17 protein-coding genes and 1 tRNA gene are annotated in these 23,537 nt (G+C 72.9%); 8 read left to right on the plus strand and 10 right to left on the minus strand.

Annotation, left to right across the window (positions count from 1 at the left end):
- Both NAG42_RS24500 and NAG42_RS24505 read right to left on the minus strand, forming a co-directional pair.
- On the minus strand, nt 1-561 hold the full coding sequence (locus NAG42_RS24500) for a hypothetical protein (protein ID WP_250033322.1): 561 nt from the start codon (nt 559-561) through the stop codon (nt 1-3).
- A gap of 20 nt (nt 562-581) precedes the next feature.
- Complete coding sequence (locus NAG42_RS24505; RefSeq protein ID WP_250033323.1) at nt 582-1,337, minus strand: class I SAM-dependent methyltransferase; 756 nt, start codon at nt 1,335-1,337, stop codon at nt 582-584.
- Between the two features lie 280 nt (nt 1,338-1,617).
- Here NAG42_RS24505 and NAG42_RS24510 point away from each other — a divergent pair, with 280 nt between their 5' ends.
- The 3 genes from NAG42_RS24510 to thrS all read left to right on the plus strand — a co-directional run bounded on the left by NAG42_RS24510 (nt 1,618) and on the right by thrS (nt 4,915).
- Entirely contained in the window at nt 1,618-1,923 is a 306-nt protein-coding gene (locus tag NAG42_RS24510; RefSeq protein WP_250033324.1) for a hypothetical protein, read from the plus strand.
- Nucleotides 1,924-1,927: 4 nt separating this feature from the next.
- Nucleotides 1,928-2,815, plus strand: a complete 888-nt coding sequence (locus NAG42_RS44345; protein WP_284045794.1) for a hypothetical protein — start codon at nt 1,928-1,930, stop codon at nt 2,813-2,815.
- An 87-nt stretch (nt 2,816-2,902) separates the two neighbouring features.
- A complete protein-coding gene (gene thrS, locus NAG42_RS24520; protein ID WP_250033325.1) occupies nt 2,903-4,915 on the plus strand; it encodes a threonine--tRNA ligase in 2,013 nt (670 codons plus the stop codon).
- A gap of 407 nt (nt 4,916-5,322) precedes the next feature.
- Here the strand turns inward: thrS and NAG42_RS24525 are convergent, their stop codons facing one another.
- From NAG42_RS24525 to NAG42_RS45045, 4 genes are all read right to left on the minus strand, one after another.
- Nucleotides 5,323-5,877: a nucleotidyltransferase family protein gene (locus tag NAG42_RS24525; RefSeq protein ID WP_250033326.1), complete on the minus strand. Its 555-nt coding sequence runs from the start codon at nt 5,875-5,877 to the stop codon at nt 5,323-5,325.
- Between the two features lie 157 nt (nt 5,878-6,034).
- Nucleotides 6,035-8,194 (minus strand): TerD family protein, encoded by a 2,160-nt coding sequence (locus tag NAG42_RS24530; protein ID WP_250033327.1) that lies wholly within the window; start codon nt 8,192-8,194, stop codon nt 6,035-6,037.
- A 51-nt stretch (nt 8,195-8,245) separates the two neighbouring features.
- Nucleotides 8,246-8,373 (minus strand) — tRNA-OTHER (locus NAG42_RS24535).
- 61 nt (nt 8,374-8,434) lie between these two features.
- The gene (locus tag NAG42_RS45045) at nt 8,435-11,251 is read right to left on the minus strand and encodes a LuxR C-terminal-related transcriptional regulator (RefSeq protein ID WP_250033328.1); all 2,817 of its coding nucleotides are present in this window, start codon (nt 11,249-11,251) and stop codon (nt 8,435-8,437) included.
- 84 nt (nt 11,252-11,335) lie between these two features.
- Between NAG42_RS45045 and NAG42_RS24545 the strand changes: the two genes are divergently transcribed.
- A complete protein-coding gene (locus NAG42_RS24545) occupies nt 11,336-11,584 on the plus strand; it encodes an SCO4226 family nickel-binding protein (RefSeq protein WP_250033329.1) in 249 nt (82 codons plus the stop codon).
- On the opposite strand, the gene NAG42_RS24550 is transcribed toward NAG42_RS24545, so the two are convergent.
- A complete protein-coding gene (locus NAG42_RS24550; protein WP_250033330.1) occupies nt 11,560-12,294 on the minus strand; it encodes a nicotinamide mononucleotide transporter family protein in 735 nt (244 codons plus the stop codon). The genes NAG42_RS24545 and NAG42_RS24550 overlap by 25 nt on opposite strands.
- A gap of 40 nt (nt 12,295-12,334) precedes the next feature.
- Between NAG42_RS24550 and NAG42_RS24555 the strand changes: the two genes are divergently transcribed.
- The 4 genes from NAG42_RS24555 to NAG42_RS24570 are packed head-to-tail and all read left to right on the plus strand — an operon-like array spanning nt 12,335 to nt 20,072.
- Nucleotides 12,335-13,336 (plus strand): magnesium transporter CorA family protein, encoded by a 1,002-nt coding sequence (locus NAG42_RS24555; protein ID WP_250033331.1) that lies wholly within the window; start codon nt 12,335-12,337, stop codon nt 13,334-13,336.
- 44 nt (nt 13,337-13,380) lie between these two features.
- Nucleotides 13,381-16,398 carry an FtsX-like permease family protein gene (locus NAG42_RS24560; RefSeq protein ID WP_250033332.1) on the plus strand — a complete coding sequence of 1,006 codons (3,018 nt, stop codon included), beginning with the start codon at nt 13,381-13,383 and terminating at the stop codon, nt 16,396-16,398.
- The gene (locus NAG42_RS24565) at nt 16,395-19,409 is read left to right on the plus strand and encodes an ABC transporter permease (RefSeq protein ID WP_250033333.1); all 3,015 of its coding nucleotides are present in this window, start codon (nt 16,395-16,397) and stop codon (nt 19,407-19,409) included. Before NAG42_RS24560 ends, NAG42_RS24565 begins: the two co-directional genes overlap by 4 nt.
- A 12-nt stretch (nt 19,410-19,421) precedes the next feature.
- The gene (locus NAG42_RS24570; RefSeq protein ID WP_250033334.1) at nt 19,422-20,072 is read left to right on the plus strand and encodes an ABC transporter ATP-binding protein; all 651 of its coding nucleotides are present in this window, start codon (nt 19,422-19,424) and stop codon (nt 20,070-20,072) included.
- A gap of 13 nt (nt 20,073-20,085) precedes the next feature.
- Here the strand turns inward: NAG42_RS24570 and NAG42_RS24575 are convergent, their stop codons facing one another.
- Genes NAG42_RS24575 through NAG42_RS24585 form a run of 3 tightly spaced genes read right to left on the minus strand, consistent with a single transcriptional unit; the run spans nt 20,086 to nt 23,527 of the window.
- Nucleotides 20,086-21,945: a hypothetical protein gene (locus NAG42_RS24575; protein WP_250033335.1), complete on the minus strand. Its 1,860-nt coding sequence runs from the start codon at nt 21,943-21,945 to the stop codon at nt 20,086-20,088.
- Entirely contained in the window at nt 21,930-22,682 is a 753-nt protein-coding gene (locus NAG42_RS24580; RefSeq protein ID WP_250033336.1) for an ABC transporter ATP-binding protein, read from the minus strand. The genes NAG42_RS24575 and NAG42_RS24580 overlap by 16 nt, the downstream gene beginning before the upstream one ends.
- Nucleotides 22,683-22,684: 2 nt before the next feature.
- A complete protein-coding gene (locus NAG42_RS24585; RefSeq protein WP_250033337.1) occupies nt 22,685-23,527 on the minus strand; it encodes an ABC transporter ATP-binding protein in 843 nt (280 codons plus the stop codon).
- Nucleotides 23,528-23,537 lie beyond the last annotated feature (10 nt).

Raw genomic sequence — 23,537 nt, forward strand, 5'->3', positions numbered from 1 at the left:
TCAGCTGAGGGTGAAGGTCACGTCGTCCACGTCGAAGGCGGTGACCCCGTCGCCGGCGACCTCGCTGGCGAAGAAGATGACGGTCGCGGTGCGGTCGGTGGCCGCCGTCCCGGTCGAGCCGGTGTATTGGTGCCACTGCGGCGAGCCGTCGCCGGACAGTGCGAAGTAGGTCTTCGGCGGCACCCCGGTGACGTTGAGGCTGACATTCAGGTAGTCGCGGCGGGTGGTCTCGGTGGTCGTCGTGCGTACCCACAGCCGGAGCGTGAGCTTGCAGCCGGCCGGGAGCGTGACGTCGGTGCGCAGGACCTCGGTCCGGGTGATGTCGAGGCCGGCCAGCGAGGCGTACGCGCGGCCGGTGTGCGCGGGCCGGGCCTGGTCACCGAGGACAACCATGCGGGGCCCGGCCGTCCAGCCGGTGGTGCCGCGCTCGAAGCTGGGGTTGGTGATGAGCTGCCCGGCGCAGGGCGGCGCGTCGGCGCGCTGCTGGTGGCCGTAGGACGCGCTGCCGGTGGCCAGAACGAGCACGGCAGCCGCCGAGGCGGCGGTGACAAGAGCCCTCATGATTCCTCCCCGTATCGGAATCATTCAACTGTATCGATGCGTGCCGCCGGTCGCTGTCCCTTCCGAGCGGTGACCAGCCACGCTCGCGAACCGAGCCAGACGCCGTCATCGGTCGTATGGGCCAGCATCGTCTCGCGCAGTTCCGCGGTCCCGGCCGCCGCGGGCGCGAAATTCCGGACCCAGTCGAGCGCCGCCGCCACATCGGGCCCGTAATAGAGCGGCTCGTCCACATCGGCGAAAGCGACGCCCTCGAACCCGGCGCCGCTCAGCATCGCGGTCACGCCCGCCCGGTCACCGAGCGAGAAGGCCCCCCGGCCCGCGACCGGTGGCTCGCCCAGGGCCCGCCGGATGACGACATGCCACTCGTTGAGCGCACCGTCCTGCCAGACCAGCATCACCAGCCGCCCACCCGGCCGAAGCGCCCGCCCGACACCGGCGAACGCCGCCGCCGGATCACCGAAGAACATCGTGCCGAACCGGCTGATCGCCACATCGAACCGCCCCGCCCCGAAGTCGTGCTCCTGCACGTCGGCGCACGCGAAGCTGACGTTGGGCACGCCCTCGGCCCGGGCCAGCTCCCGAGCGCGCTCGATGGCCGGCGCGGAGATGTCGACCCCGAGCGCGCTACCCGCCGACGCCGCCCGCGCGGCCTCACGGGTGGTCAGCCCAGCCCCACACCCAAGATCAAGCACATGATCCCGGGCCCCGATGCCCCACGCCCGCCGCAACACCTCCTGATGCCGCCGCAGCTCAGCGTCATACCCGGCACTGATCATCAGGTCCGCCCTCCGTCCCCGCCGAGCCTAATCGCCCATCCGGCAAAGCCGAGCCGAGCGTGGCCAACCACTGTGGACGAGAGTTCGGGCCGCCTTGTTCGCCGCCGACGGCAGACGGGTCGCTGACTTTCCCGTACGCCGGAGCGGGCCGCGCCTGACTCGGCGCCCGTGCCGAATCGCGGCCGGCCGGCTCCGGCGACTGAACCGACCGGCGTGCCGGCGCCGTGTAGGTTTCGCCGGGCGAGGACCTCTACGGGCGGGTGGTTGATCGATGGACGACATGACCAGCATCGATGCGCCGGCGGTGCGCGCGATGGGTGCGGCGGTGACCGGGACGGGCGATCAGCTCGCGGGCGCGGCCGCCGTGATACCCGGCTGGGAGTATGCGGGCCGGGGTGCCGTCGAGGGCGCCGTGGTGTGTGCGGACGAGATGGCCCACGCGGCCCGGTTCTGGCAGATCACCGTGGAGGGGCTGGCCGGCCTGGTCCGCGGTTACGGCGACGACCTGCGCGCGGCGGCCGGTGACTTCGTCGCCACCGACAACAACGCGGCCGACCGGATCCAGACCGCCGGAAAGCCCGGGTGACGGCATGACGATCACGCTCCCCGGGCTGCTGGCCGCCGACACCGGCCGCCTCGAGACCGTGGCCCGGCACTGGGACAAGCTGGCCCGGGCCCTCGATGCCGCCGTCGAGGACCTCGGCCGCGACACCCGCGAACTGCCCAACCACTGGCCGGCCGGGCCCAGCTCGCAGGCCGCCCAGGACAAGGCGGCCGAGCTGCGCGTCCAGGTCGGCAACGGGCAGACCCACTGCGCCGCCGTGGCCTGGATCATCCGCGATTTCGCCCTCGACCTGGAACAGGGCCGGCGCCGGCTCAACGAGCTGGTGGCCGAGGCGCAGGCGGCGGGTCTACGGGTCGACCTGGAGGCGGGCCTGATCACCGCCACGATCGCGGCCGCCGCGTCACCGGGCGCGGTCGACGCCTACGCCCAGCAGATCGGCGAGGTCCTGACCGTGGTCAACGAGGCCGACCGCAAGGCCGCCGACGACATCGGCCGGCACGTCTACCGCGAGGAGACCCTGCCCGACGCCGAGCAGTCGCGGTTCGACGACGTCGCCATCCTCGCCCTGGCCAACTGGGTCGACACGAGCCAGACCGACTACTGGAAGGGCCTGCACTCGGTGCACCAGGAGCGGGCCATCGCCGAATTCCCCACGATCATCGGGGCCGCGCCGGGCATCCCGCCGAAGGACCGCGACGCCGCCAACCGCATCCTGCTCGGCCGGGCCAAGGACGAGCTGCTGGCCGCCCGGGCCCGTCAGGAGCAGGCCCACGACGGTGCCATGAACCAGGCCCAGCTCGACCTCGACCGGCGCCTGGCCGCCATCACCGACCTGGAGCACCGGTCCGAGGGCAAAAACCTTCTCTCGTACGAGGCCGGTTCCGAGCAGGAGGCCGAGCTCACCAAACGGTGACGTGCGGGCGCGGGCGACCCCGGGAATTTCCGGGCGGATAGCATCGTCAAGGTTCTGATGGGCTTTTCGCAGCTGAAGGAGATCACCGTGTCCGCATCCCGTACCCCCGCTGTGGCCGACCCTCTCGTCGTCCCGGCCGGGACTACGGCCGCCGATGCGGTGGCCGCAGCCGGCCTGCCGACGACCGGCCCCAAGGCGATCGTGGTCGTCCGCGACGCCGCCGGCCGCCTGCGCGACCTCGACTGGCGCCCCGAGCTCGACACCGACGCCACCCCCGTCTCGATCGACGAGCCCGACGGGCTGAACGTGCTGCGCCACTCGGCCGCGCACGTGCTGGCCCAGGCCGTGCAGGACACGTTCCCCGAGGCCAAGCTGGGCATCGGCCCGCCGATCGAGAACGGCTTCTACTACGACTTCGACGTATCCAAGCCGTTCCAGCCGGAAGACCTGCAGAAGCTCGAGAAGCGGATGCAGGAGATCGTGAAGGCCGGGCAGACGTTCCGCCGCCGCGAATACAAGTCGCTGGCCGAGGCCAAGGTGGAGCTGGCCGACGAGCCGTACAAGCTCGAGCTGGTCGACCTCAAGGGTGACGTGGACGCCGACGAGGTGATGGAGGTCGGCCACGGCGAGCTGACCCACTACGACAACCTCGACAAGGAGGGCAAGCGCGTCTGGGGCGACCTGTGCCGCGGCCCGCACCTGCCGACGACCCGGCTGATCCCGGCGTTCAAGCTGATGCGCTCGGCCGCCGCCTACTGGCGCGGATCGGAGAAGAACCCGCAGCTCCAGCGCATCTACGGCACCGCGTGGCCGTCCCGGGACGACCTGAAGGCGTACCTGAACCGACTGGCCGAGGCCGAGCGCCGCGACCACCGCAAGCTCGGCACCGAGCTCGACCTCTTCTCGTTCCCCGACGAGATCGGCTCCGGCCTGGTCGTGTTCCACCCCAAGGGTGGTGTGATCAAGCGCGAGATGGAGGACTACGTCCGCGCCCGCCACATCGAGGAGGGCTTCCAGTACGTCAGCTCGCCGCACATCACCAAGGAGGGGCTGTTCCAGACCTCCGGGCACCTGCCGTACTACAAGGACACGATGTTCCCCCCGATGCAGCTGGAGGGGGCCGACTACTACCTCAAGGCCATGAACTGCCCGATGCACAACTTGATCTTCAAGTCGCGCGGGCGGTCCTACCGTGAGCTGCCGCTGCGGTTCTTCGAGTTCGGCACGGTCTACCGTTACGAGAAGTCGGGCGTGGTGCACGGGCTCACCCGGGTCCGCGGGCTGACCCAGGACGACTCCCACTCGTACGTGACCGCTGACCAGGCCCCGGGCGAGATCAAGCACCTGCTCGAGTTCGTCCGATCGCTGCTCGACGACTTCGGTCTCGACGACTACTACCTCGAGCTGTCGACCCGCGACCCCAAGAGCGACAAGTTCATCGGTACGGACGAGCAGTGGGCCGTGGCGACCAAGGTCCTGGAAGACGTGGCCACCGAGTCCGGGCTCGACCTGGTGCTCGACCCGGGCGGGGCGGCCTTCTACGGCCCGAAGATCAGCGTCCAGGCCAAGGACGCGATCGGCCGCACCTGGCAGATGTCGACCATTCAGTACGACTTCAACCAGCCGGCCCGCTTCGGCCTCGAATACCAGGCGGCCGACGGCACCCGCCAGGAGCCGGTGATGATCCACTCGGCCAAGTTCGGTTCGATCGAGCGCTTCTTCGGCGTCCTGGTCGAGCACTACGCCGGGGCGTTCCCGGCCTGGCTGGCTCCGGTCCAGGTGGTGGGCATCCCGATCCGCGACGACCACGCCGATTACCTGACCGGCTTCGTCGACGCGTTGCGCAAGGCCGGGATCCGGGCCGAGGTCGACTACTCCGACGACCGTATGCAAAAGAAGATCCGCACCGCCCAGCAGCAGAAGATCCCCTTCATGGCCATTGCCGGTGACGACGACGTGGCCGCGGGGACCGTCTCCTTCCGCTACCGCGACGGCTCTCAGCGTAATGGTGTTCCGCTGGACGAGGCTGTGGCGCACGTGGCCGAGGTCGTCCGGTCCCGGACCAATGTGGGGCCGTCGGCTCCGGTTGTCGCGGAGTAGGTCGCTCGCTCTCTGGCCCGGGTGCGGCGTGCTGTGCCCGGGTTTCGGCTTTGTGGGTTGGGCTTTCTTGCGCTGGACGGGCGGAGGCGGGGGGGTGCACCCCCGGCCGGGAAGAGACGCGACGGCCATGCGATCTCACCCCCGCCTCCGCCCTTGCGGGCGAGCTCGCCGGCGGCTGAAGACCTTGGTCACCGGCTGCTGGATGCTTGGTCGCGGTGGCGGTCACCTGACGGGTGAGGGGATCTGGCTGCCGCGCTGGGGACGAAACCAGGCGGTCAGCTTCAGCAGGCCGGGCTGGGTGGTGGGGTGCGGGAACTTAACAATGCCGGTCGCTTCCGCCTTCGGCATACGTGGTTAGGCGCGCTTCAGGCGGATGCGTCCTGGTCGCTCCGCACTCACGCCGGAACCTAGATCTCCAGTCGTAGTCCGGGCCACCGGTTGAGCCAGCCCTTGGTTGTCATGCGGTGCCGTATTTTGGCCCGGCCTGCTTCGTTGTCGAAGGTGGGGGACGGGCGGACCACCATTGTCACCAGGTCGTCCAGGCCGTGACAGGCTACGAGATGGACAGCGTCGCGTTGGAGAGTCACTCCCACGCACGTTGCTGTCTCGGGCCACCGCGCCATCGCGGCCAGGGTGGACGGGTAGGGAGCCTCGCCATTGCGCAGGTGCATGCGAGCTTGATTACGGATCTCCCACGGCGTTCCCGGCAAGGCCAGCCGGGCGCGCGCTTCGGCGCTTGTGTCCTGGTGAGGGTCTGGTTTGTCCGGGTTGAAGTAGGCGACATCCACGTCGCGGTCCGGTCGGGGCGGCAGATCGCTGATCGCATCCCAGACGCGGTTGCGGATGAAGCCGGCACCGATCCACCAGTCCGGTAGGTCCAGGCCGGCCGTGACCCGGAGGACTCTCATGGCTCCGGGGTCCGACTCGATCAGGTCCACGACGTCCTGCGTGCTCATGACCATCTTGAGGAAGCTAGACCAAACCGGCGTTGGTTGGTGGTGGGGCCGAGGAGAGCGCGGGCGCTGATTACCGATCCCCCGCTTGCGCGGAGGTTCCCGAGTTGAACGGAAACAGGAGGAAGCGCTCGCATGGCCTCGGCCCCGGTCCGGGGGCCGGCGGTCAGGCCGGGATCAGCTCGTGAAGACGGTCCACAGTGTAGATCTCTGATCCTTCCGGCAGGGTGTCGGGAGCGTGGATGCCGATGTAGGTGACCGGTGACTCCGGGGGGCGGCCATCCCAGGCGCGCACCTCGGTGTGCGGGCGCCACAGGTTGATCAGGTAGGAGACGGTCAGGTAGCGGCGTTCCATCAGGGCCCGTACCCGGTCGGCGGTGGTGGCCTTGTGGTCCTCCACCCGGTTGAAGGTGGGGTGGCCCTGCTGGTAGAGGTGCAGCCAGACGGCCTGCCAGCCGTCGTCGTTCTGGACGAAGACCAGGGGCAGGGCGACCCGGCCGGCGCCGCGCAGGGCTGAGCGGGCTCGGACGGTGCGGGCGTCGAACGGGGCGCCGCGCTGGTCGGGGTCACGCGTCTGGTAGCCGAACATCGACTCGGTCACCTCGTCGAACGACTCGCCGGTGAAGATGTGGACCTGCGGCACCACGTACTTTCCCGGCAGGGCCAGGGGCACGTCGATGAACTCGGTCGCGCCGTCGGGGGCCTCGGTGAGGTCGCCCGAGTGGACCACACCGCCGTGGTGGTAGTTGGTCCAGGAGACCTGACCGGCGGGGGCGAAGTCGTCGTCGAGCAGGAGAACCGACAGGTCGTAGTCGGTGCGCCGGACCGTCTGCCGCCAATACATGAAGAAGCGCAGCAGGCTGCCGGTCACCGAGGCCCGCGAGCCCCGGGGCAGCACCGTGAAGCCGTCCTCGGCCGCCTTGCCGGACAGTGGCAGGGCGACGTCGAGTACCGCGGGATCCACCAGCAGCGGGAACTCCCATCGCGGCCGGCGGGCGCTGATCTCAGTGTCCAGGCGGGCGGACAGCTCGGCGATCAGCTCGGCCGGCAGCGGAGGACGGGTGTCGCGGCCGACCCACGAGCGGCGGGAGCGGTTCGCGTAAAGACGGGCGGATGCGGGCGTCGCGCGGTTGCCGACGTGTTCCCGCAGCGAGCACAGCACCCGGCCCGACGCGGAGCCGAGCGCGTCGGTGACGGCGTCGATGACGGTGCCGCGTTCCGGCCCGGTCGCGGTGCGCAGCAGCCGGTCGGCTGAGCGCAGCAGCAGGCCGGGCGCGGCCGACAGCATCGACGCGGCGGCACCGATCTGCCCGGCGCCGACCGCCGCCTCGGCCCGGCCGGCCAGGCTGCGCACGCGGAGCTCGCCCCGGGCGACGGCGAAGACCTTCTGGGCGTACGGCCACTGGTCGTACTCGTGGGGGTGCAGCCGCTCGCCGAGCCGCTTGAACGGCTCGGCGTGACGGCTGATGTCGCCGAGCTTGGCCGGGTTGGACCGGGCGACCTCGTTCAGCGCGGCCAGCAGGACGCGGCGCTCGGGCCGGCGGAAGGCCCGGAACCGGGTCGGCGTACGCAGGGCGACGTCGCCGCCGGAGACCTGACAGGCCAGGCGGAGCACGTCGATGGTGGTGTCGACGGCGATCAGCGGCCGGCCCAGGACGAGCCGGATGCCGTTGAGGACGGCACGGTTCTCCCGCACCGGAATCTCCGTCGGCTGTGGACCGTCGGCGCAGGCGACGGCGAGTTCACCCAGGATCGCCAGGTTCGCCTCGCCGTGCGGCGTCGTGCTGCCGGCCAGGGCCAGATAGAGCCGGGACGCCTCCACCTCGCCCGGGTCGCCGAGATGCAGGACGGTCACCCGGTCACCGGCCGCGGCGATCAGCTCGTCGTGGGCGGCCAGCAGTTCGGCGTACGTGTGCTGATAGGTGCCGTAACCGGGCAGGCCGAGCAGATCGATGTGCCCCGAGGCGACCGCGTCGCGCAGTTGCTCGCTGGTCGCCGTGCCACCGCCGAGGAGCACGGCCGCCCGGAGCCGTTCGGCCCAGAACTCGACGGTGTCGGGCACGTCGTGCGGGAAGCCGATGAAGTACGCGTTGTGCCGCACGTGATCGCCGACCAGCTCGCGGACCGCGGCGACGACCGTGGCGGCGAGATCCATGGCCGGGCCGTGCGCCAGCGCGCCCACGTGATCGAGCAGGGCTCGCGACGCCGAGAAACCGACATCGAGCAGAGCCGCGTCGAACTGCCGGGCGACGGGTGTGCTGTCTCCGGCCGCGCCGGTGCTCGCCGGGACGCGCAGCGTCTTCTGAATGATCAGGTTCTCCAGCATGCGGTCCTCCGTTCGGGTGGGTGTGGCTCACCGGGGGAAGGCGAGCAGGAGTGGGCCGCCGGGGACTCGAACCCCGAACCCTTCGATCCCGGAAAGAGAAGGAAGCGCCCCCATGGCCGCGCGGGCGGAGGGCGGACGCGCTACTTAGCCGAATGCTCTGCCAATTGAGCTAGCGACCCGGGATCGATCTTCGCACGGGCTCTTCCACCAGGCGATCGAGTTTCCGCTGCCGGCGGCCGGTCAGCCGGCGGTGACGCGGTCGTTGGTGGTCATCCAGGCGGCTATCTGGGCGCGGCGGGAGACGCCGAGCTTGGTGCGGATGTGTTCGACGTGGGCGGCGGCGGTCTTGGGGGCGATGGTCAGCGCGGCGGCTATCTGCGGGTTGGTCAGGCCCTCGGCGACCAGGCGGGCTACCTCGATTTCGCGCGCCGACAGCAAGGGGCCGGCTTGTGCCGGTCCGGCCGCGGCGATCTCCCGGGGCGGTGGGGCGCCTGCTTTCGCGTACGCGTGGAGGGCGGCCGATCGGTAGGCGGCGGCCTCGGCCGGGCGGCGGGAGCGGTGGGCGCAGCGGGCCTGGTCGAGCAGCGCCGCGGTGCCTTCCCAGAAACGGCGCCGGGCCGCCCAGAACGTGGCCGCGGCGGCCAGCGCGTCGCGGGCCTTGCCGGTGTGGCCCTCGTGCAGGTGGATCAGGCCCTCGGCGTGGTCGAGGGCGCCCAGGGTGCCCGGGATGGCCCGGGAGCGCAGCAGCGCGGAGGTGCGGTCGAGCCAGTCGCGGGCCGCGGTCGGGCCGGAGCCGGTCAGGTGGGCGCGAACGCCGGTGACCACGTACGGGAAGAGGTAGGCCGCGTCGCGCACGGCGGCCGACGCGGCGTAGCCCTGCTCGCAGCGGGCGATCGCCGTGGTGGCGTCGCCGCGGGCCAGGGCCACCTCGGCCTGGCCCCACCAGGCGGGGGAGAGGCGTTGGAGCTCGCGCATGCCCGACGCCAGACTCTCGGCCCGGCTCAAGTGGTCCGAGGCTTCCTCGTACGAGCCGCGGCCCAGAGCCAGATAGCCGAGCACATGCCGAGCGGTGATGTCGGTGGTGATCCCGCCGCCGTCGGCCAGGGCCTGCTGGGCGGTCGTGGTGGCGGCGGTCCAGTCGCCGGTGGCCCACTGCACGTGGGCCAGGTGGGCGGCCATGTAGTGGCGGTCGTTGAACTGCTCGACCCGATCGGCGTAGGCGATGCCCTCGTGCAGGGTGTCCTCGGCGCCGGCGTAGTCGACCAGCACCGACATCGACGTGCCGAGCATCCGGTAGGAGCGGGCCGCCTGCGTCTCGAAGCGCAGGGACGACGCGCGGGTGATCGCGTCGCGCAGCAGCCGGGTGCCCTCAGCCGTGCGGCCGGCGAAGAGCAGCACCGAGCCGACGGTGGCGTCGACGTGGCAGCGGGCCTGATTGTCGACGCCCAGCGCGCGGGCCCGCTCGCCGCTGGCCAGGGCCTCGTCGAGGCGGCGGTCGAGCATGTAGGCGGCGGCCAGCTCGGCGTGGAGCTCGGCGCACGTCCGGGGGTGGCCGGCGGCGAGCGGCAGGGCGGCCCGCAGCGCCTCGGTCCGCGTCTCGAGGTCGGCGCCGAGCAGGTGGCGCACGGCCACCCAGTCGCCGACCAGCGCGGCCGCGCCGACCTGGTCGCCCAGTTCGAGCCGGACGGCGTAGGCCTCGGCGTAGCAGGCGGCGGACTCCTCGATCTCGTCGATCGAGGCCAGCTCGCGGGCCAGGGCGGCCAGCAGCCCGGCCCACTCCGACCGGGGCAGCCGGGCCGGCCGGGTGCGCCGCGCCCGCCGGTAGAGCTCGGCCGCCTCGCGGTGGGCGGACAGGGCGGCCGCCTCGCGGGCGGCGGCCCGGGCGTGCCGGAACGCCGCATCGGCCCGGCCCGCTCGCTCGTAGTGGTCGCTGGCGAGCGCGTCGGGCAAGCCGGCGGCCGCCGCCTGGGCGTGCAGCGAGCGACGGCGCAGCGGCGAGATGTCGGCGTAGAGAGCGTCGCGGATCAGGGCGTGGCGGAAGTCGTAGCCGGTCCGATCGGGCTGGGCGCGGATGAAGAACTGCTCGGAGAGCTCGCGCAACTGCTCGTCCACGGCGTCGGCCCCGGCACCGGTCATGGTGGTCAGCAGGTCGAGGTCGAACGAGCGGCCGAGCACCGAAGCCACCTCGGCCAGGCGGCGGGACGCCGGGCGCAGGTGGGCGGCGCGGGCGAGCACGGCGTCGGCCAGGGTGTCGGGCACCGGGTCGGCCGCGGCGCCGGCCAAGGAACCGGTCGGGGGAGCGACGGGCGGGCCGGCGGCGAGGAACTCCTCGACGTGCAGCGGGATGCCGTCGCTGCGCGCGTGCAACGCCGTGGCGGCCGCGGTGGGCAGGCTCGACCCGGTGATGGCGGCGGCCATGGTCGCGGTCTGGGCGATGACGAGGCGGGGAAGCCGCACCTCCTCGGCCAGCCGCTGGGTGAGCAGGCGGGCGCGCCACTGACGCATCGGGACGCGGGGGTAGAGCTCGTCGCTGCGGTAGGTGCCGACGACCAGCAGGCGGGCCGACCGGGCGTGCCGGGCGAGACGGGCCAGCACGTCGAGCGTCAGGTCATCGGCCCAGTGCAGGTCTTCCAGCGTGATGAGCGTGCCGGGCCGGTGCCCGCTCTCCGGCGCGCCGGGCGCCCCGGATACGGCGATCAGGTCGGCCAGGTCGGCCACGAGCAGGCGTCGTCGCCGGGCCGCGTCGCCGTCGGTCAGCTCGCGCAGGCGCTGCCCGAGCCGTTCGCCCGCGGCGGCGGTGGAGGGGTGGCGGCGCAACTCGGCGCCGAGGTCGGCCAGCGGGCCCCCCGCGATCTCGGTGTCGCCGGGCGAGGCGCCGGCCGCGAAGACCTCGTACCCCAGCAAGCGGGCCCGGACGACGATCTCGGCCAGCAACCGGGTCTTGCCGATGCCGGCCTCGCCGGCGAGGAACAGCACCTCGCCGGTGGGCGCGGCGAGCCGACGGTCGGCGAGGGCGAGCAGGTCCTCCCGGCCGACGAGCACGGGGCTGGCCACCACGCCCGCGACTTTAGGTCAGGACCCCGGGCCTTCGTAGGTGCTCTGACCGATGTCCGACGCTGCCGGGACGGCCACTCTGGGGCCATGGCGAAGTTCATGGACGTACACAGCGGATTTCACGGGGTCACGCCGGAGCAACTGGCCGCGGCCCACGACGCCGACCTGAAGGTCGAGGGGGACGAGGGGGTCCATTTCGAGCGGGCCTGGCTCGACCCGGAGCAGGGCAAGGTGTTCTGCCTCAGCAGCGGGCCGAGCAAGGAGGCCGTGCTGCGCATCCACGAGCGGGCCGGTCACCCGGTGACCGAGATCTACGAGCTCACGTCGGAGGTCTGAGCGGACGGGGCCGCCTGCCCGGCGGGTGGCCCCTGCTCGGTCCGCGAGATGCGCAGCCACACCACGAAGCCCCAGATCACGAAGACGGCGTAGACGCCGTAGAGGATCGCCGAGGGGTAGTAGCGGAAGTGCAGCAGCTCGGGGACGCCGACCAGGTCGACGGCGATCCAGCAGAGCCAGAACTCGACCCAGCCGCGGGCCAGCGCGTACGTCGCCAGCATCGACCCGACGAAGATCCACGAGTCGGCCAGGTAATACCACCACGGGACCTCGAAGCCGGCGCCGACCGCGCGGAACACGTAGAAGCAGAGAACCACCGCGAACAGGGCCAGGCTGCCGTAGACCAGGCGCTGCCGCGCCGTCGCCCAGTGCGGCCGCACCGCGGCGCCGTCGTGGTTGCGCCGCTTGTTCTGCTCCCACCGCCACCAGCCGTAGACGCTGGCGATCACGAAGAAGACCTGCCGGGCGGCCTGCCCGAACAACGGCGTGCCCTGGTCGTTGCCGATGGCCTGGCCCGCGAAGACGGTGAACAGCAGCACGTTGCCGACGATGCCGACCGGCCAGGCCCAGACGCTGCGGCGCATGCCGAACAGCGCGGACCCCAGCCCGAAGGCGTTGCCGACGATCTCGCGGTAGTAGATCGCCTGGTCGGCGGTCACCTGCCACTTGGCGTCGTAGAACGCGGTAAGAATGTGATCGGCCCAGGACACGGCTCATCGTAGGCACATGCGGGCGAGGCATAGTGGTGGCGTGACCGAACCCACCTGCCCGATCGAGACCCGGCTCTATGAGAACGGGAAGGCGATCGCCGAGGATTTCGCGTACGACCAGGTGGCCGGACTGCTCGAGAAGCATCCCGACGCGGTGCTGTGGCTCGACCTGTTCGACCCCGGCACCGACGACCTCGGCCTGGTGGCCAAGGATTTCCACCTGCACCCGCTGGCCGTCGAGGACGCCGTGGTCGACCACGAGCGCCCCAAGATCGACCGCTATCCCCAGCACGTGTTCCTCAACGTCTATGCGGTCGACATCGCCACCAAGGACTCGACGACCCAGTTCGGCAAGACCGAGATCAGTGTCTTCGTCACGCCACGAGCCCTGATCACGGTCCGCAAGTCGGCCAGCGACACCTCGAAGTTCGTCACCCGCTGGGACGCCGACGCCGAGCTCGGTGCCGACGGCGGCGGCGTCGGTTTCCTGCTCTACGGCCTGCTCGACGCGGTGGTCGACGGGCAGTACGCGGCGACCCAGCGGCTCGACACGTCGATGGACGAGGTCGAGGACAGGCTGCTCGAGGAGGGCGGCGCCCCGCGGGCGGTCCGGCTGCAGGGGGTCGAGCAGCGGAAGCTGCTGGCCGCGCTGCGCCGGGCGGTCGCGCCCATGCCCGAGATGGTCGGCCAGCTGATGCGCGCCGACCTGGGCCTGGTCGACGCGAGCATGAGGCCGTACTACCGCGACGTCGAGGATCACGCCCAGCACACCGTCGACGACGTCGACCACCTGCGCGACCGGATCGAGTCGCTGCTCCAGGCCGACCTGGCCGAGCAGGGCAACTCTCTCAACGACACCACCCGCAAGCTGGCCGCCTGGGCCGCCATCATCGCCGTGCCGACCGCGGTCACCGGCTACTTCGGTCAGAACCTGCCCTATCCCGGGTACGAGAAGCTCTCCGGTTTCCTCGTGAGCACGGCGGTCATCGTCTCCGTCTCGGTTCTTCTCTATCTCTATCTGAAACGGCGCGGCTGGCTCTGATCGGCGGGACACCGCGGGTCCGGCGGGTGGCGTAGCCTCCCGGCATGGTCGGGCTCATCTGGGGTGCGGTGCGGACCCGCACCGCCCAGGTGCTGACCGTGCTGGTGCTCACCGTGCTCGCCGCCGCGGTGGCCGCGGCCGGGCCCTGGTATGCCTACGCGAGCATCAACCGCGCGGCCGCCTCCGACGTGGCCGCCGCCCCGGCCGAGCAGCGCAACGTGTCGGTGCAACAGGTCTCGGACACCGGCGGCGACCCGCAGTCGGCCATCAGCGAGCTCGAAAAGGTGGCGCGGGCCCAGCTGTCGCTGCCGCTGGCCGACCCGGTCACCGGACTCGCGTCGCCGCTCACCACCATCGCCGGCGGCGCCACCACCGGCATCAACGTCGCCTACCGGGACGGTTTCTGCGCCCACGTCCGCCTCGACGGGCCCTGCCCCGATCAGGACGGGCAGGCGGCGATCAGCGTCACCGCCGCGCAACAGCTCGGCCTCGGCCCCGGCGACACCCTCACCGTCCGGTCGTCGCCCGGCGCCGACCCGCTCGACCTGACCGTGGTCGCGCTGTTCACCTATGTCGATCCGGCCGGTCCTTATTGGAGCAACACGCTCTTCAAGGCCGACCAGGGGCTCGACCCGGCCTTCACATCGGTCCTGACCTTCCGCACCGGGGCACTGCGCCAGCCGACCGTCACCTTCGACCTCACCCTGCCCGACGAGCTGCTCCGCGGCGACGGCGGGTTCCGGCTGGGCCGGGTGCTGCGCAACGCCGAGGCCCGGCTGGCCACCTCGGGGCTGCGGCTGGTCAACCCGACCGCCCCACTGCTGGTGGCGATCGACCGCGACCGGACCGAGATCCGCCTCGGGGTGGTGATCGCGATGGTGCAGACGCTCGTGCTCACCTGGTTCGCGATCGGGCTGGCCGGCCGCTACACCGGGCGCGACCGGCGCGGCGACATCGCCCTGCTCAAGCTGCGCGGCAGCACCCGATCGTCGATGCTGCGGCTGGCCTGGGGCCAGCACCTGCTGCCCTTGGGGGCCGGCGCGCTGATCGGTCTGCCGCTCGGCTGGCTGCTGGCCCGGTGGATGGCCGGCCCGGTCACGGCGGCGGCCCAGCAACGCGAGGCGTTGCTGCTGTCGCTGGCCGCGGTCGGTGCGGTGCTGCTCGGTGGGCTGGTCGTGCTGGCCGCGGTCGAGGCCGTGGTGCTGCGCCGTCCGGTGGCCGACCTGCTGCGCCAGGTCGGGCTGGGGCGGGGCGACTGGCGGGCCGGTCTGACCGACCTGCTGCTGCTGGCGATCGCCGTGGCCGCCGTCTATCAGGCCCGGTCGAGCGCGCCCGACAGCGGGCTCGCGCTGGCCGCACCCGCGCTGGTCGCGCTGGCCGTGGCGCTGCTGCTCGCCCGGCTGCTGGGGCGGGTGGCCGATCGGGGTGGCGGGGTCGCGATGCGGGCCGGCCGTCTGCGGCTCGGCCTGACCTCGGTGCAGGTCTCCCGGCAGCCCGGCGGCGATCGCGTGTTCGCCCTCATCGTGGTGGCCGTCGCGCTGTTCGCCACCACCCTCGGCCTCACCATCGGTGACCACCGGGCCCGCGCCCAGCGCGCCGCGGCCGAGCTGGGCGCCGACCGCGTGCTCTCGGTGCAGGCGCCCAACCGCACCGCGCTGCTCAACGCCGTGCGCCGGGCCGATCCGGAGGGCCACCGGGCCATGGCCGTCGTCGTCGAACGCGAGGGTGACCTGCCGGTGCTCGCGGTGGACAGCTCGCGGCTGGCCGCGGTGGCGCGCTGGCAACCCGCCTACGGTCCGGCCGGTCTGCTGGCGGCGGCCACGGCCGGTGATCCCGGTCCGGCGCCGGTCCCGGCGATCACCGGCGACCGGCTCACCGTCCGGCTGCGCTACGAGGGCCGCGACCCGGCCGAGGTCGCTCTCTCGTTGCAGCACGAAGGCACCGGGTCGCCCACACAGGTGCGCTTCGGCCCGCTGCGCCCGGGTGAGCAGACGCTCACCGCGCCCGTCGACGGCTGCGCCGCGGCGCCCGGCTGCCGCATCCTGCGGTGGCAGCTGAGCAGCCCGCGCGAGCCGAACGGCAACGTCGGACCCGCCTCAGTCGGCAGTGCGGCGACCGTGCGCGGGCTGACCCAGACGGGTCCACCGGCCGAGATCCTCGGCGCCGGGCAGCTCGGCGACGTCGCCCGATGGCGGCCGGGCACAATCGGGGCGGCGCTCGACCTGGCCACTATGGACGGTGCGCTGCGCCTCTCGGTCGACCGCAACATCTCCGGCGTCCCGGACATCGGCACCCAGGTGTACGCCGTCGACAGCCCGCTGCCTCCGCCGGTGGTGACGGCCGGGCCGCCACCGGAGGGCTGGCGCTTCGGCGAGCCCGCGCTCGACCTCGACGGCCGGCCGGTTCCCGTCCGGGTCGGCGGTGTCGCCGGCGTGCTGCCGGTGGTCGGCCGCAGCGGGGTGCTCATCGACCTCGACACCACCCGCCGGATCGGGGGTGACGTCACCGCGCCCGGCGAGTTCCAGGTGTGGCTGGCGCCCGATGCGGGCGCCCCGGTGGTGGACGCGCTGCGCGCGGCGGGACTGACCGTCAGCGGCGAGGACACGGTCGCCCGCCGCTCGGCCCGGCTGGCCGAGCAGGCGCCGACCGCGATCGCCCGCTTCGGCCTGGTCGGCGGGGTGGTCGGGCTGCTGCTGGCCGCGGCCACCATCGCGGTGGCGGGCGCGGTCGACCGGCGCAGCCGTCTCGAGCAACTGCGGGCGCTGCGATTGCAGGGGCTGCCGCTGCGGGCGGCGCTCGGAACGGCGTACGCGGGAACCTGGGTCCTGATTCTGATCGGCCTGGTGGCGGGGCTCGTGGCCGCGGCGATCGCCGATCCGCTGGCCCGGGTCGCCGTGCGCGGCTTCACCGACGGGTGGAATGTGCTGCCCCCGCCGGACGCCCTCGGCTGGGCCGCGCTGGGTCTGGCCGGCGGGATCGCGGGCGTGGTGCTGGGGCTGGTCGGGTGGCTGTCGGTGCTGCCGCTGGTGCGCGGCCTGCGCGGTGGGGTGGCCGGCCGATGATGTCCCTGGTGCTGGCCATGATCTGGACCAGGCGCGGGCAGTCCGTCACGCTCGCGCTGCTGGCCCTGTTCGCGGTCGCGTCGGCGGTGGCGTCACCGGCCTACCTCACCGCGATCGACCGCGCGATCGCCGCCGGCCAGATCGAGACGTCCGCCCCCGGCGAGCGTAGCCTCGTCATCTCGACCACCCAGGACCTGCGGCAGGAAACCGGCGCCCCCGATTTCGCCAACGTCGGCGCCGCCCTGGTCGAACTGCCCGGCTTCACCTACGTCTACGGCTCGTCCTACCCGACCGTCGGGCTCACCAAGGACGACACCTACGCCGACCGGTTCGTGTTCCGCCAGGATGTCTGCACCCGCGTGCGCATCGTCAGCGGCCGCTGCCTGGTCGGCGAGGACGACATCCTGGTCGGGGCGGCGACGGCCGAACGGGCCGGACTCACGGCCGGCGACGCGGTCACGCTGACTTTCGCGTCCTTTGTGGAGAGCGCGCAGGACCCGCACTGGGAACCGGACGGCGAGCCCAAGCGGCTGGTGATCGCCGGCACCTACGAGGTCGGCGACCCCACCGACGTCTACTGGGGCACGCACGGCTACTTCACCGCCATGCCCGGCATCGGTCCCGGCGAGCCGGTCTTCACCGGCGCGACCACGTTCGAGACGATGGACCACGGGATGACCGACCTGTCGATCGACGGTGTGGCCGGCCCGGAGGCGCTGAACGCCGACCGGCTCGACGACCTGCGGGCCGGCCTGCTCGCGCTGCGCGGCAAGGCCACCGAGATCGGTCCCAACTTCCAGGTCGACACGGCCATCCCGGCCCTGCTCGACCGCGTCGAGTCGGGCCGGTCGGCCGCCCATCTGCTGGTGCCGGTGCTCGCCGTGCCGCTGGTGCTGCTGGCCTGTTACAGCATCTTCCTGGCGGTCAGCTACGGCACCCAGGGCCGCCAGCCCGAGCTGGCCCTCGTCGCGCTGCGCGGCTCACGCTGGTGGACCCGCTGGTGGCTGGCCACCGGGGAAAATCTGGTGGCCATCCTGGCCGGCGCCGTGGCCGGCTGCGTCGCCGGGCAACTGCTGGTCAACGCGGTGGCCGCGGCCCGGTTCCCCGGCGTCGGCGTCGACCCGGGCTGGGCTTCCCTGCGGTACGCGCCCTTCGCCGCCCTGGCCGCCCTGGGCGCGGCGATGCTGGCCCAGCGACGGCACCTGCTCAGCCCGGTCGCCGGTCTGCTGCGCCGCAACCCGGCGGTCGCCGGTGGCCCGCGAGCGCTCGCCGTCGAGGCCGTCGTCGTCCTGCTGGCCGCCGTCTTCGCGGTGCAGCTGGTGATCTCCGACGGGTCGCTCACCGGCGTCGGCCTGCTCGCCCCGGCCTTCGTCATGCTCGCGCTCGCCCTGCTCGCCGCCCGGGCCGTGCTGCCGCAGGTCACCCGATATGCCTCCCGTGCGCTCGCGGCCGGCGATCTCGGCCCCGCGCTGGCCGGTTTCCAGCTCTCCCGGCGCCCCGGCGCCCAGCGGCTCTTCGCGCTGATGGTGGCGACCGTCGCCGTGGCGGGCTACGCGGCCTGCGCGATCGACGTGGCCGCCCGGGGCCGGGTGGTGCAGGCCGAGCTGGGTGTGGGGGCGAGCCGGGTGCTCGAGGTGGAGCCGGTCTTCCGCAGCCAGTTGCTGCACGCCGTCCGCCAGGTCGACCCCGAGGGCGCGTATGCGATGGCGACCGTCCGGCTGCGCAACAGCGACGGCCGTGAGCCGCTCGGCCTGGCCGCCGACACGTCCCGGCTGGCCGCCGTGGCGTCCTGGCCGGACGGCGCCGACGACGCCCGCGACGTCATCGCCGAACTGCATCCGGAGGCCGCCGCCCCGCCGATCATCGGCGGCGAGAACCTGACGGTGCGGGCGAGCGCGTCCGGCGTCGTGAAGAACAAGGAGGTCCGGCTCAACGTCGCCCTGTCGTCGCTGACCGATCTGGGCGAGACCGTGGTGCGTCTGGGCGACCTCCGGCCCGGGCCCGGGGTGTACTCGCAGGAGGTGCCCGTCTGCGACGAGGGCTGCCGCATCAACGGGTTCCAGTTCGCGGTCAACGACAACGTGGTCGGCGTGACCGAGGCGGTGACGATCTCGGGCGTGACCAGTGGCAGCGAGGACGACACCGTCACCGCGGCCATGCTGGCCGACCCGAACCGCTGGCGCATGCCCCGGTCGGGCCGGCTCAGTCCGGCCCCCGACGGTCTGCGGGTCGACATCGACGTGGCCGGCAGCCTGCCCGACGGAGCCTGGGTGCGGCCGGCTGACACACCGTTCCCGCTGCCGGTCGCCTATGCCGGGGCCTCGCCGCCGGGCGACGTGCTCACCGGCCTCGACGGTTACCCGATGACCGTCGACGGCGGCACCGAGTTGCCCGCCGTTCCCCGACTCGGCCGGCACGCCAGCCTGGTCGACCTCGAATACGCCGACCGGATGGCCGTCGACGCGTCGCCCGCGTTGCTGCCCGAGGTGTGGCTCAACTCCCGGGCCCCGGCCGACGTGGTCGACCGGCTCAAGGAGCAGGGCATCACGGTGCGCTCCGACACCCGCTCCGAGCAGGTGCGCCGCCAGCTCGACGAGCAGGGGCCGGCGCTGTCGCTCTGGTTCCACGTGCTGGCGGGCGGGCTGGCCGTGCTGCTCGGCGCGATCGCGCTGGTGCTGGCGGCCGCGGTCGACCGGGGCCGCCGGGTCGAGGACCTGTCGGCGCTGCGCGTGCAGGGGCTGAGCCGGGCCATGACCGGCCGGGCGACGCTGTGGACCTATCCGGCGCTGGTCGGCATCGCCGCGCTGGCCGGCATGCTGACCGCGCTGGCCGGGTGGGCGGTGACCGGGTGGGCGCTGCCGCTGGCCGGGGTCAACCCGGTGGACCTGCCGTTGCCGTCGTGGCCGCGGGTCCTGGCCGTGGCCGGCGTGACCGCTCTCGTACTTTTACTGCTGGCCGCCGTGGCCCTGGCCACCGGCCGCGACCTGCACCGCCGCATAACGCCATCCTGAGGGGACCACCACATGAAGACACTCAGCGTCGCCCGGGCCGACCTGGCCTGGGACAGCGACCGTACGGTCCTGCGGGGAGTGTCGGTGGAGGTCCGCCCGGGCCAGATCCTGGCCGTCACCGGCACGTCCGGCGCGGGCAAGACGACGCTGCTCAGCGCCATGGCCGGCCTGCTGACCCCGGTCGCGGGCGAGGTGACCGTCGACGGTGAGCGGCTGACCGGCCGCGACCAGGCGGTCAAGCTCGGCGTGGTGCTGATCCCGCAGGACAACGGCCTGGCCGCGATCCTGACGGCGGCCGAGAACATCTCGGTCGCGGTCATCGCCACCGGCGGCACCGCGGCCGAGGCGCGGCGGCGCACGGCCGAGGCGCTGGAGCCGCTCGGCCTCTCGGGACAGGCCAACCAGCTCATCGAGGAGCTCTCCGGCGGCCAGCAGCAGCGCACGGCGATCGCCCGCGGGCTCGCCTTGCGGGGCGACATCCTGCTGGCCGATGAGATCACCAGCGAGCTCGACGCGGCGAACCGGCAGCGCGTCATGGAACTGCTGCGCGCCGAGGCCGACCGCGGCGCGGCCGTCGTCTTCGCCACCCACGACCCCGAGGCCGCCGCGGCCTGCGACCGCGAACTCCACCTGGGCGACGGGGAGGCGGTCTGGGCGGTCTGAACGGCCGCGGATGTCACTTGGGCGGCGGCGAGGTGGGCTGGGCCCGCTGAGGCTTGCCGCGCAGGAGGCGGACCGCCCGCGCCAGCAGGAGGGCGCCGGTCAGCGTGCAGAGGGCGGCCAGGGCCAAGCCCCAGCCGACGGGGAGGTACATCGCCAGGAACCAGACCTTCGCGTCCACCCCGGCCAGCAGGAAGACGAGCGGCACCAGGCCCTGCGGGAACAGCAGAAGGGTGCCACCGACCAGGCTGGCGACGGTGGCTCCGGCGGGGCGTTCTCCTTGGCCCGGCGCAGGCGCAGGCGCAGGCCCCGGCGCCGGCTCAGTGGCAGCGGGCGCGTGTCCCGTACGCAGATGGCTGAGCATTTCGGGGCCGCGGGCGGTCAGGCGGGTGACCGCCGCATGGCCCAGCCACCACGCGAGGGCGATGCCGGTGGCCAGTCCGACCGGCGCCCCGGCCCACCGCAGTGCGGTGCTGTCCAGCCATTCGCCCAGCAACACCACGGCGAACGCCGGGACGGCCGGCAGGAGGCCCAGCCAGAACAGCACCTGGGCCGGGCCGGTGGTGTCCGCCCGCTCCAGCGGATTGTCCGGGCGCTGGTGGGCGTCCGGGCCAGGCACCATCGCGGCCACCGACGCGTACGCGATCAGGCCCGCGCCGCCGCCCAGCAGTGCCGGCACGGTGGCCGCGATCCACGGCCACGTCCACAGGTGTCCGCTCCACAGCGTGAAACCGATGCCCAGCACGACCGCGATCGGGCCGACCACGACCAGGTAGGCCCACTGCCGCCCGCGGACGTCGGCCCGCTGGCTGGCGGTCGTCAGGGTGAGCCACAGTGCGGTGCCGTCGCGGCCGTACAGATTGCCGAGCGAAGGGATGGCGAACAGCGCGATCGCCGGAGCGACCCAGGGCAGCTGGAGCCAGGCGTCGAAGGTCAGCGGAAGCAGGACGGTGAGCAGAGCCCACGACACCGGCAAGGCGACCGCCGTCCACTGCTGGGGGTCGCGGAACCAGGTGCGCAGCTCCTTGCGGAAGACTGCTCCGGTGGGACCGGCGAACACGCCGCGGGCCGGTGCGCCGCCGTGCGCCGAGCCGCGGATGGTCAGCCGTCGGCGTCGCGGCCTGCCGAGGGACGCCACAAAGGCGAGCCAGAGCAGCGCGATCAACCCGGCCAGCCCGGCGAGCGCCCCGGCCGCCCGTACGCTGTCGCCCTGGCCGGCGGCCTCGACGGCGACCACACCCCAGCCGGAAGGCACAGCGCGCAGCACCGTGGAGAAGCCCGTGGGGAAGCCGTCGTCGAGCACGTCGGAGGAGACGAGGCCGACGACGACCATCCAGCCCGACTGGGTGGCGGTGAGCAGACCGCCGAGCAGGACGCCGGTGATCGCGGCGCCGGTCCGGGACCGGGCGACGGTACCGAGCAACGTGTGGGCGACGCGGGACAGGAGCACCACGAAGATCAGCAACAGCGTGGCCGCGCTGACGGCGGTGAGCGCCGCCCGGGCTCCGAGTCGGAGGCCGTACGCGATCAAGCTGGTGAAAGCGACGGCCGTGACCAAGGTCGTGACGCCGGCGAAGGCGGCGCCGAGCAGACCGGTGGCCAGCCGGCGGCGAGAGATCGGCACGAGCGCGAAATGATCGCCCCGCAGCACGGCGGAGCCGCCCAGCAGCGGCCCGGCCACCCAGCCGAGCGTCCAGATCGCGAGGGCGCAGGCCAGCAGGTCGCCCCGGACGCCGCGGCCGGTGAAGGTCAGCGCGATCGTCGCCGCCGCCGACAGCAGGCCGAGGACCCCGCCGGTGATCATCCACGCGGCCGCGCCGCCGGTCATCGAGTTGCGCAGGACGGCCAGCTTCATCCGGATCAGGACGCCAGCCACGACAGCCCTTTCCAGCGGCGAACGTCACCACCGACCAACCGGACGAAGGCCTCCTCCAACGTGCCGTCGCCGCGCACCTCGGCCAGCGGCCCGGCCGCCACGACGGCGCCCTCGGCCATCACCGCGACGGTGTCACAAAGCTGCTCGACCAGCGCCATGACATGGCTCGACAGCACCACCGAGCCCCCCGCCGCGACGAAGCGGGTCAGGATCGTCTTGAGCGCCGCCGCCGACACCGGGTCGACCGCCTCGAACGGCTCGTCCAGCACCAGCAGCCGCGGCCCGTGCAGCAGCGCGGTGGCCAGGCCGATCTTCTTGCGCATGCCGGTCGAGTAGTCCGTGATGAGCGTGGTCTCGGCGCCGTCCAGCTGCATCACGTCGAGCAGTTCCCGCACGCGGCCGGCCAGCACCGCCGGCTCGATACGTTGCAGCTGACCGAGGAACGTGAGCAGCTCACGCCCGGTCAGCCGCTCGGGCAGTGCCAGGCCGTCGGGCAGAACGCCGATCAGCGCCTTCGCCTCGACCGGCCGCGCCCAGACGTCGAGGCCGAACACCTGGGCCCGGCCGTCGTCGGGACGCAGCAAGCCGGTCGCCATGGAGAGCGCGGTGGTCTTGCCGGCACCGTTCGGGCCGACCAGACCGAAGAACGAGCCGACCGGCACCGTGAGATCGACGCGGTCGGCCGCGACCTTGCCGCCGAAAGACTTGTGCAGGCCTTCGAGCCGCAAGGCGTCCATGGCTACAGGACGTGCTCGGTGCCGCCCGGCACCAGGGTGACCTCACCGTCGATGTGCTGGACGGTGAACAGCGTGCCCGGCGGGTAACTGCCGAGCACCTCGGGCGGCAGCTGCACCGTGCCGTCGCCCGCGACCACGGCGAAATCCTGCCCGTCGCGGCCCTCGGCGCCGACCCGGCCGTCGCGGATCGTCACCGCGCGGCCCAGGCGGGCACCCACCTCGTTGTCGTGGGTGACCACGACGATGGTGGTCTGGCGCTCCGCGTTCACCGTCTCCATCGCGGCCAGCACCTCGTCGCGGCCGGCGGTGTCGAGGCGGCTGGTGGGCTCGTCGACGAGCAGCAGGCCGGGGCCGGTGGCGATGCCGACCGCGAGTGCGGCGCGCTGGCGGCCGCCCGGGGTCAGGTCGGCCAGGCGCTGACGGCCCTGACCGGGCAGGCCGACCAGGTCGAGGATGCGGTCGGGGTCGTCCAGCGTGATGCCGCGCGTGTGCGCCGCCCGGCGCTGGGCCAGCCAGATGTTGCGGTGCAGAGACGCGTACGGCAAGAGATTGCGCGCCGCGCCCTGCAGGACCACACCGATCTCGGTGCCCCGCAGGCGGGAGATCTCGCCGTCGGAGAGCTTGCCCATGTCGTACGTCCCGATGTTGATCCGCCCGGCCGAGGGGCGCATCAGACCCGCGAGCAGCGCGATGAGCGTCGACTTGCCCGAGCCCGACGGGCCGACCAGCGCGAGTGTCTCACCGGGCGCGATGGAGAGATCGACACCGGCCAGCGCGACCACGTCGCCCGCCTCGGCCCGATAGATGTGCACCACGCGGCGGCAGGCCACGGCGAGTCCGTTCATGCCGGTCACG

This window comes from Paractinoplanes maris (assembly GCF_023544465.1).
Taxonomy (GTDB): domain Bacteria; phylum Actinomycetota; class Actinomycetes; order Mycobacteriales; family Micromonosporaceae; genus Actinoplanes; species Actinoplanes maris.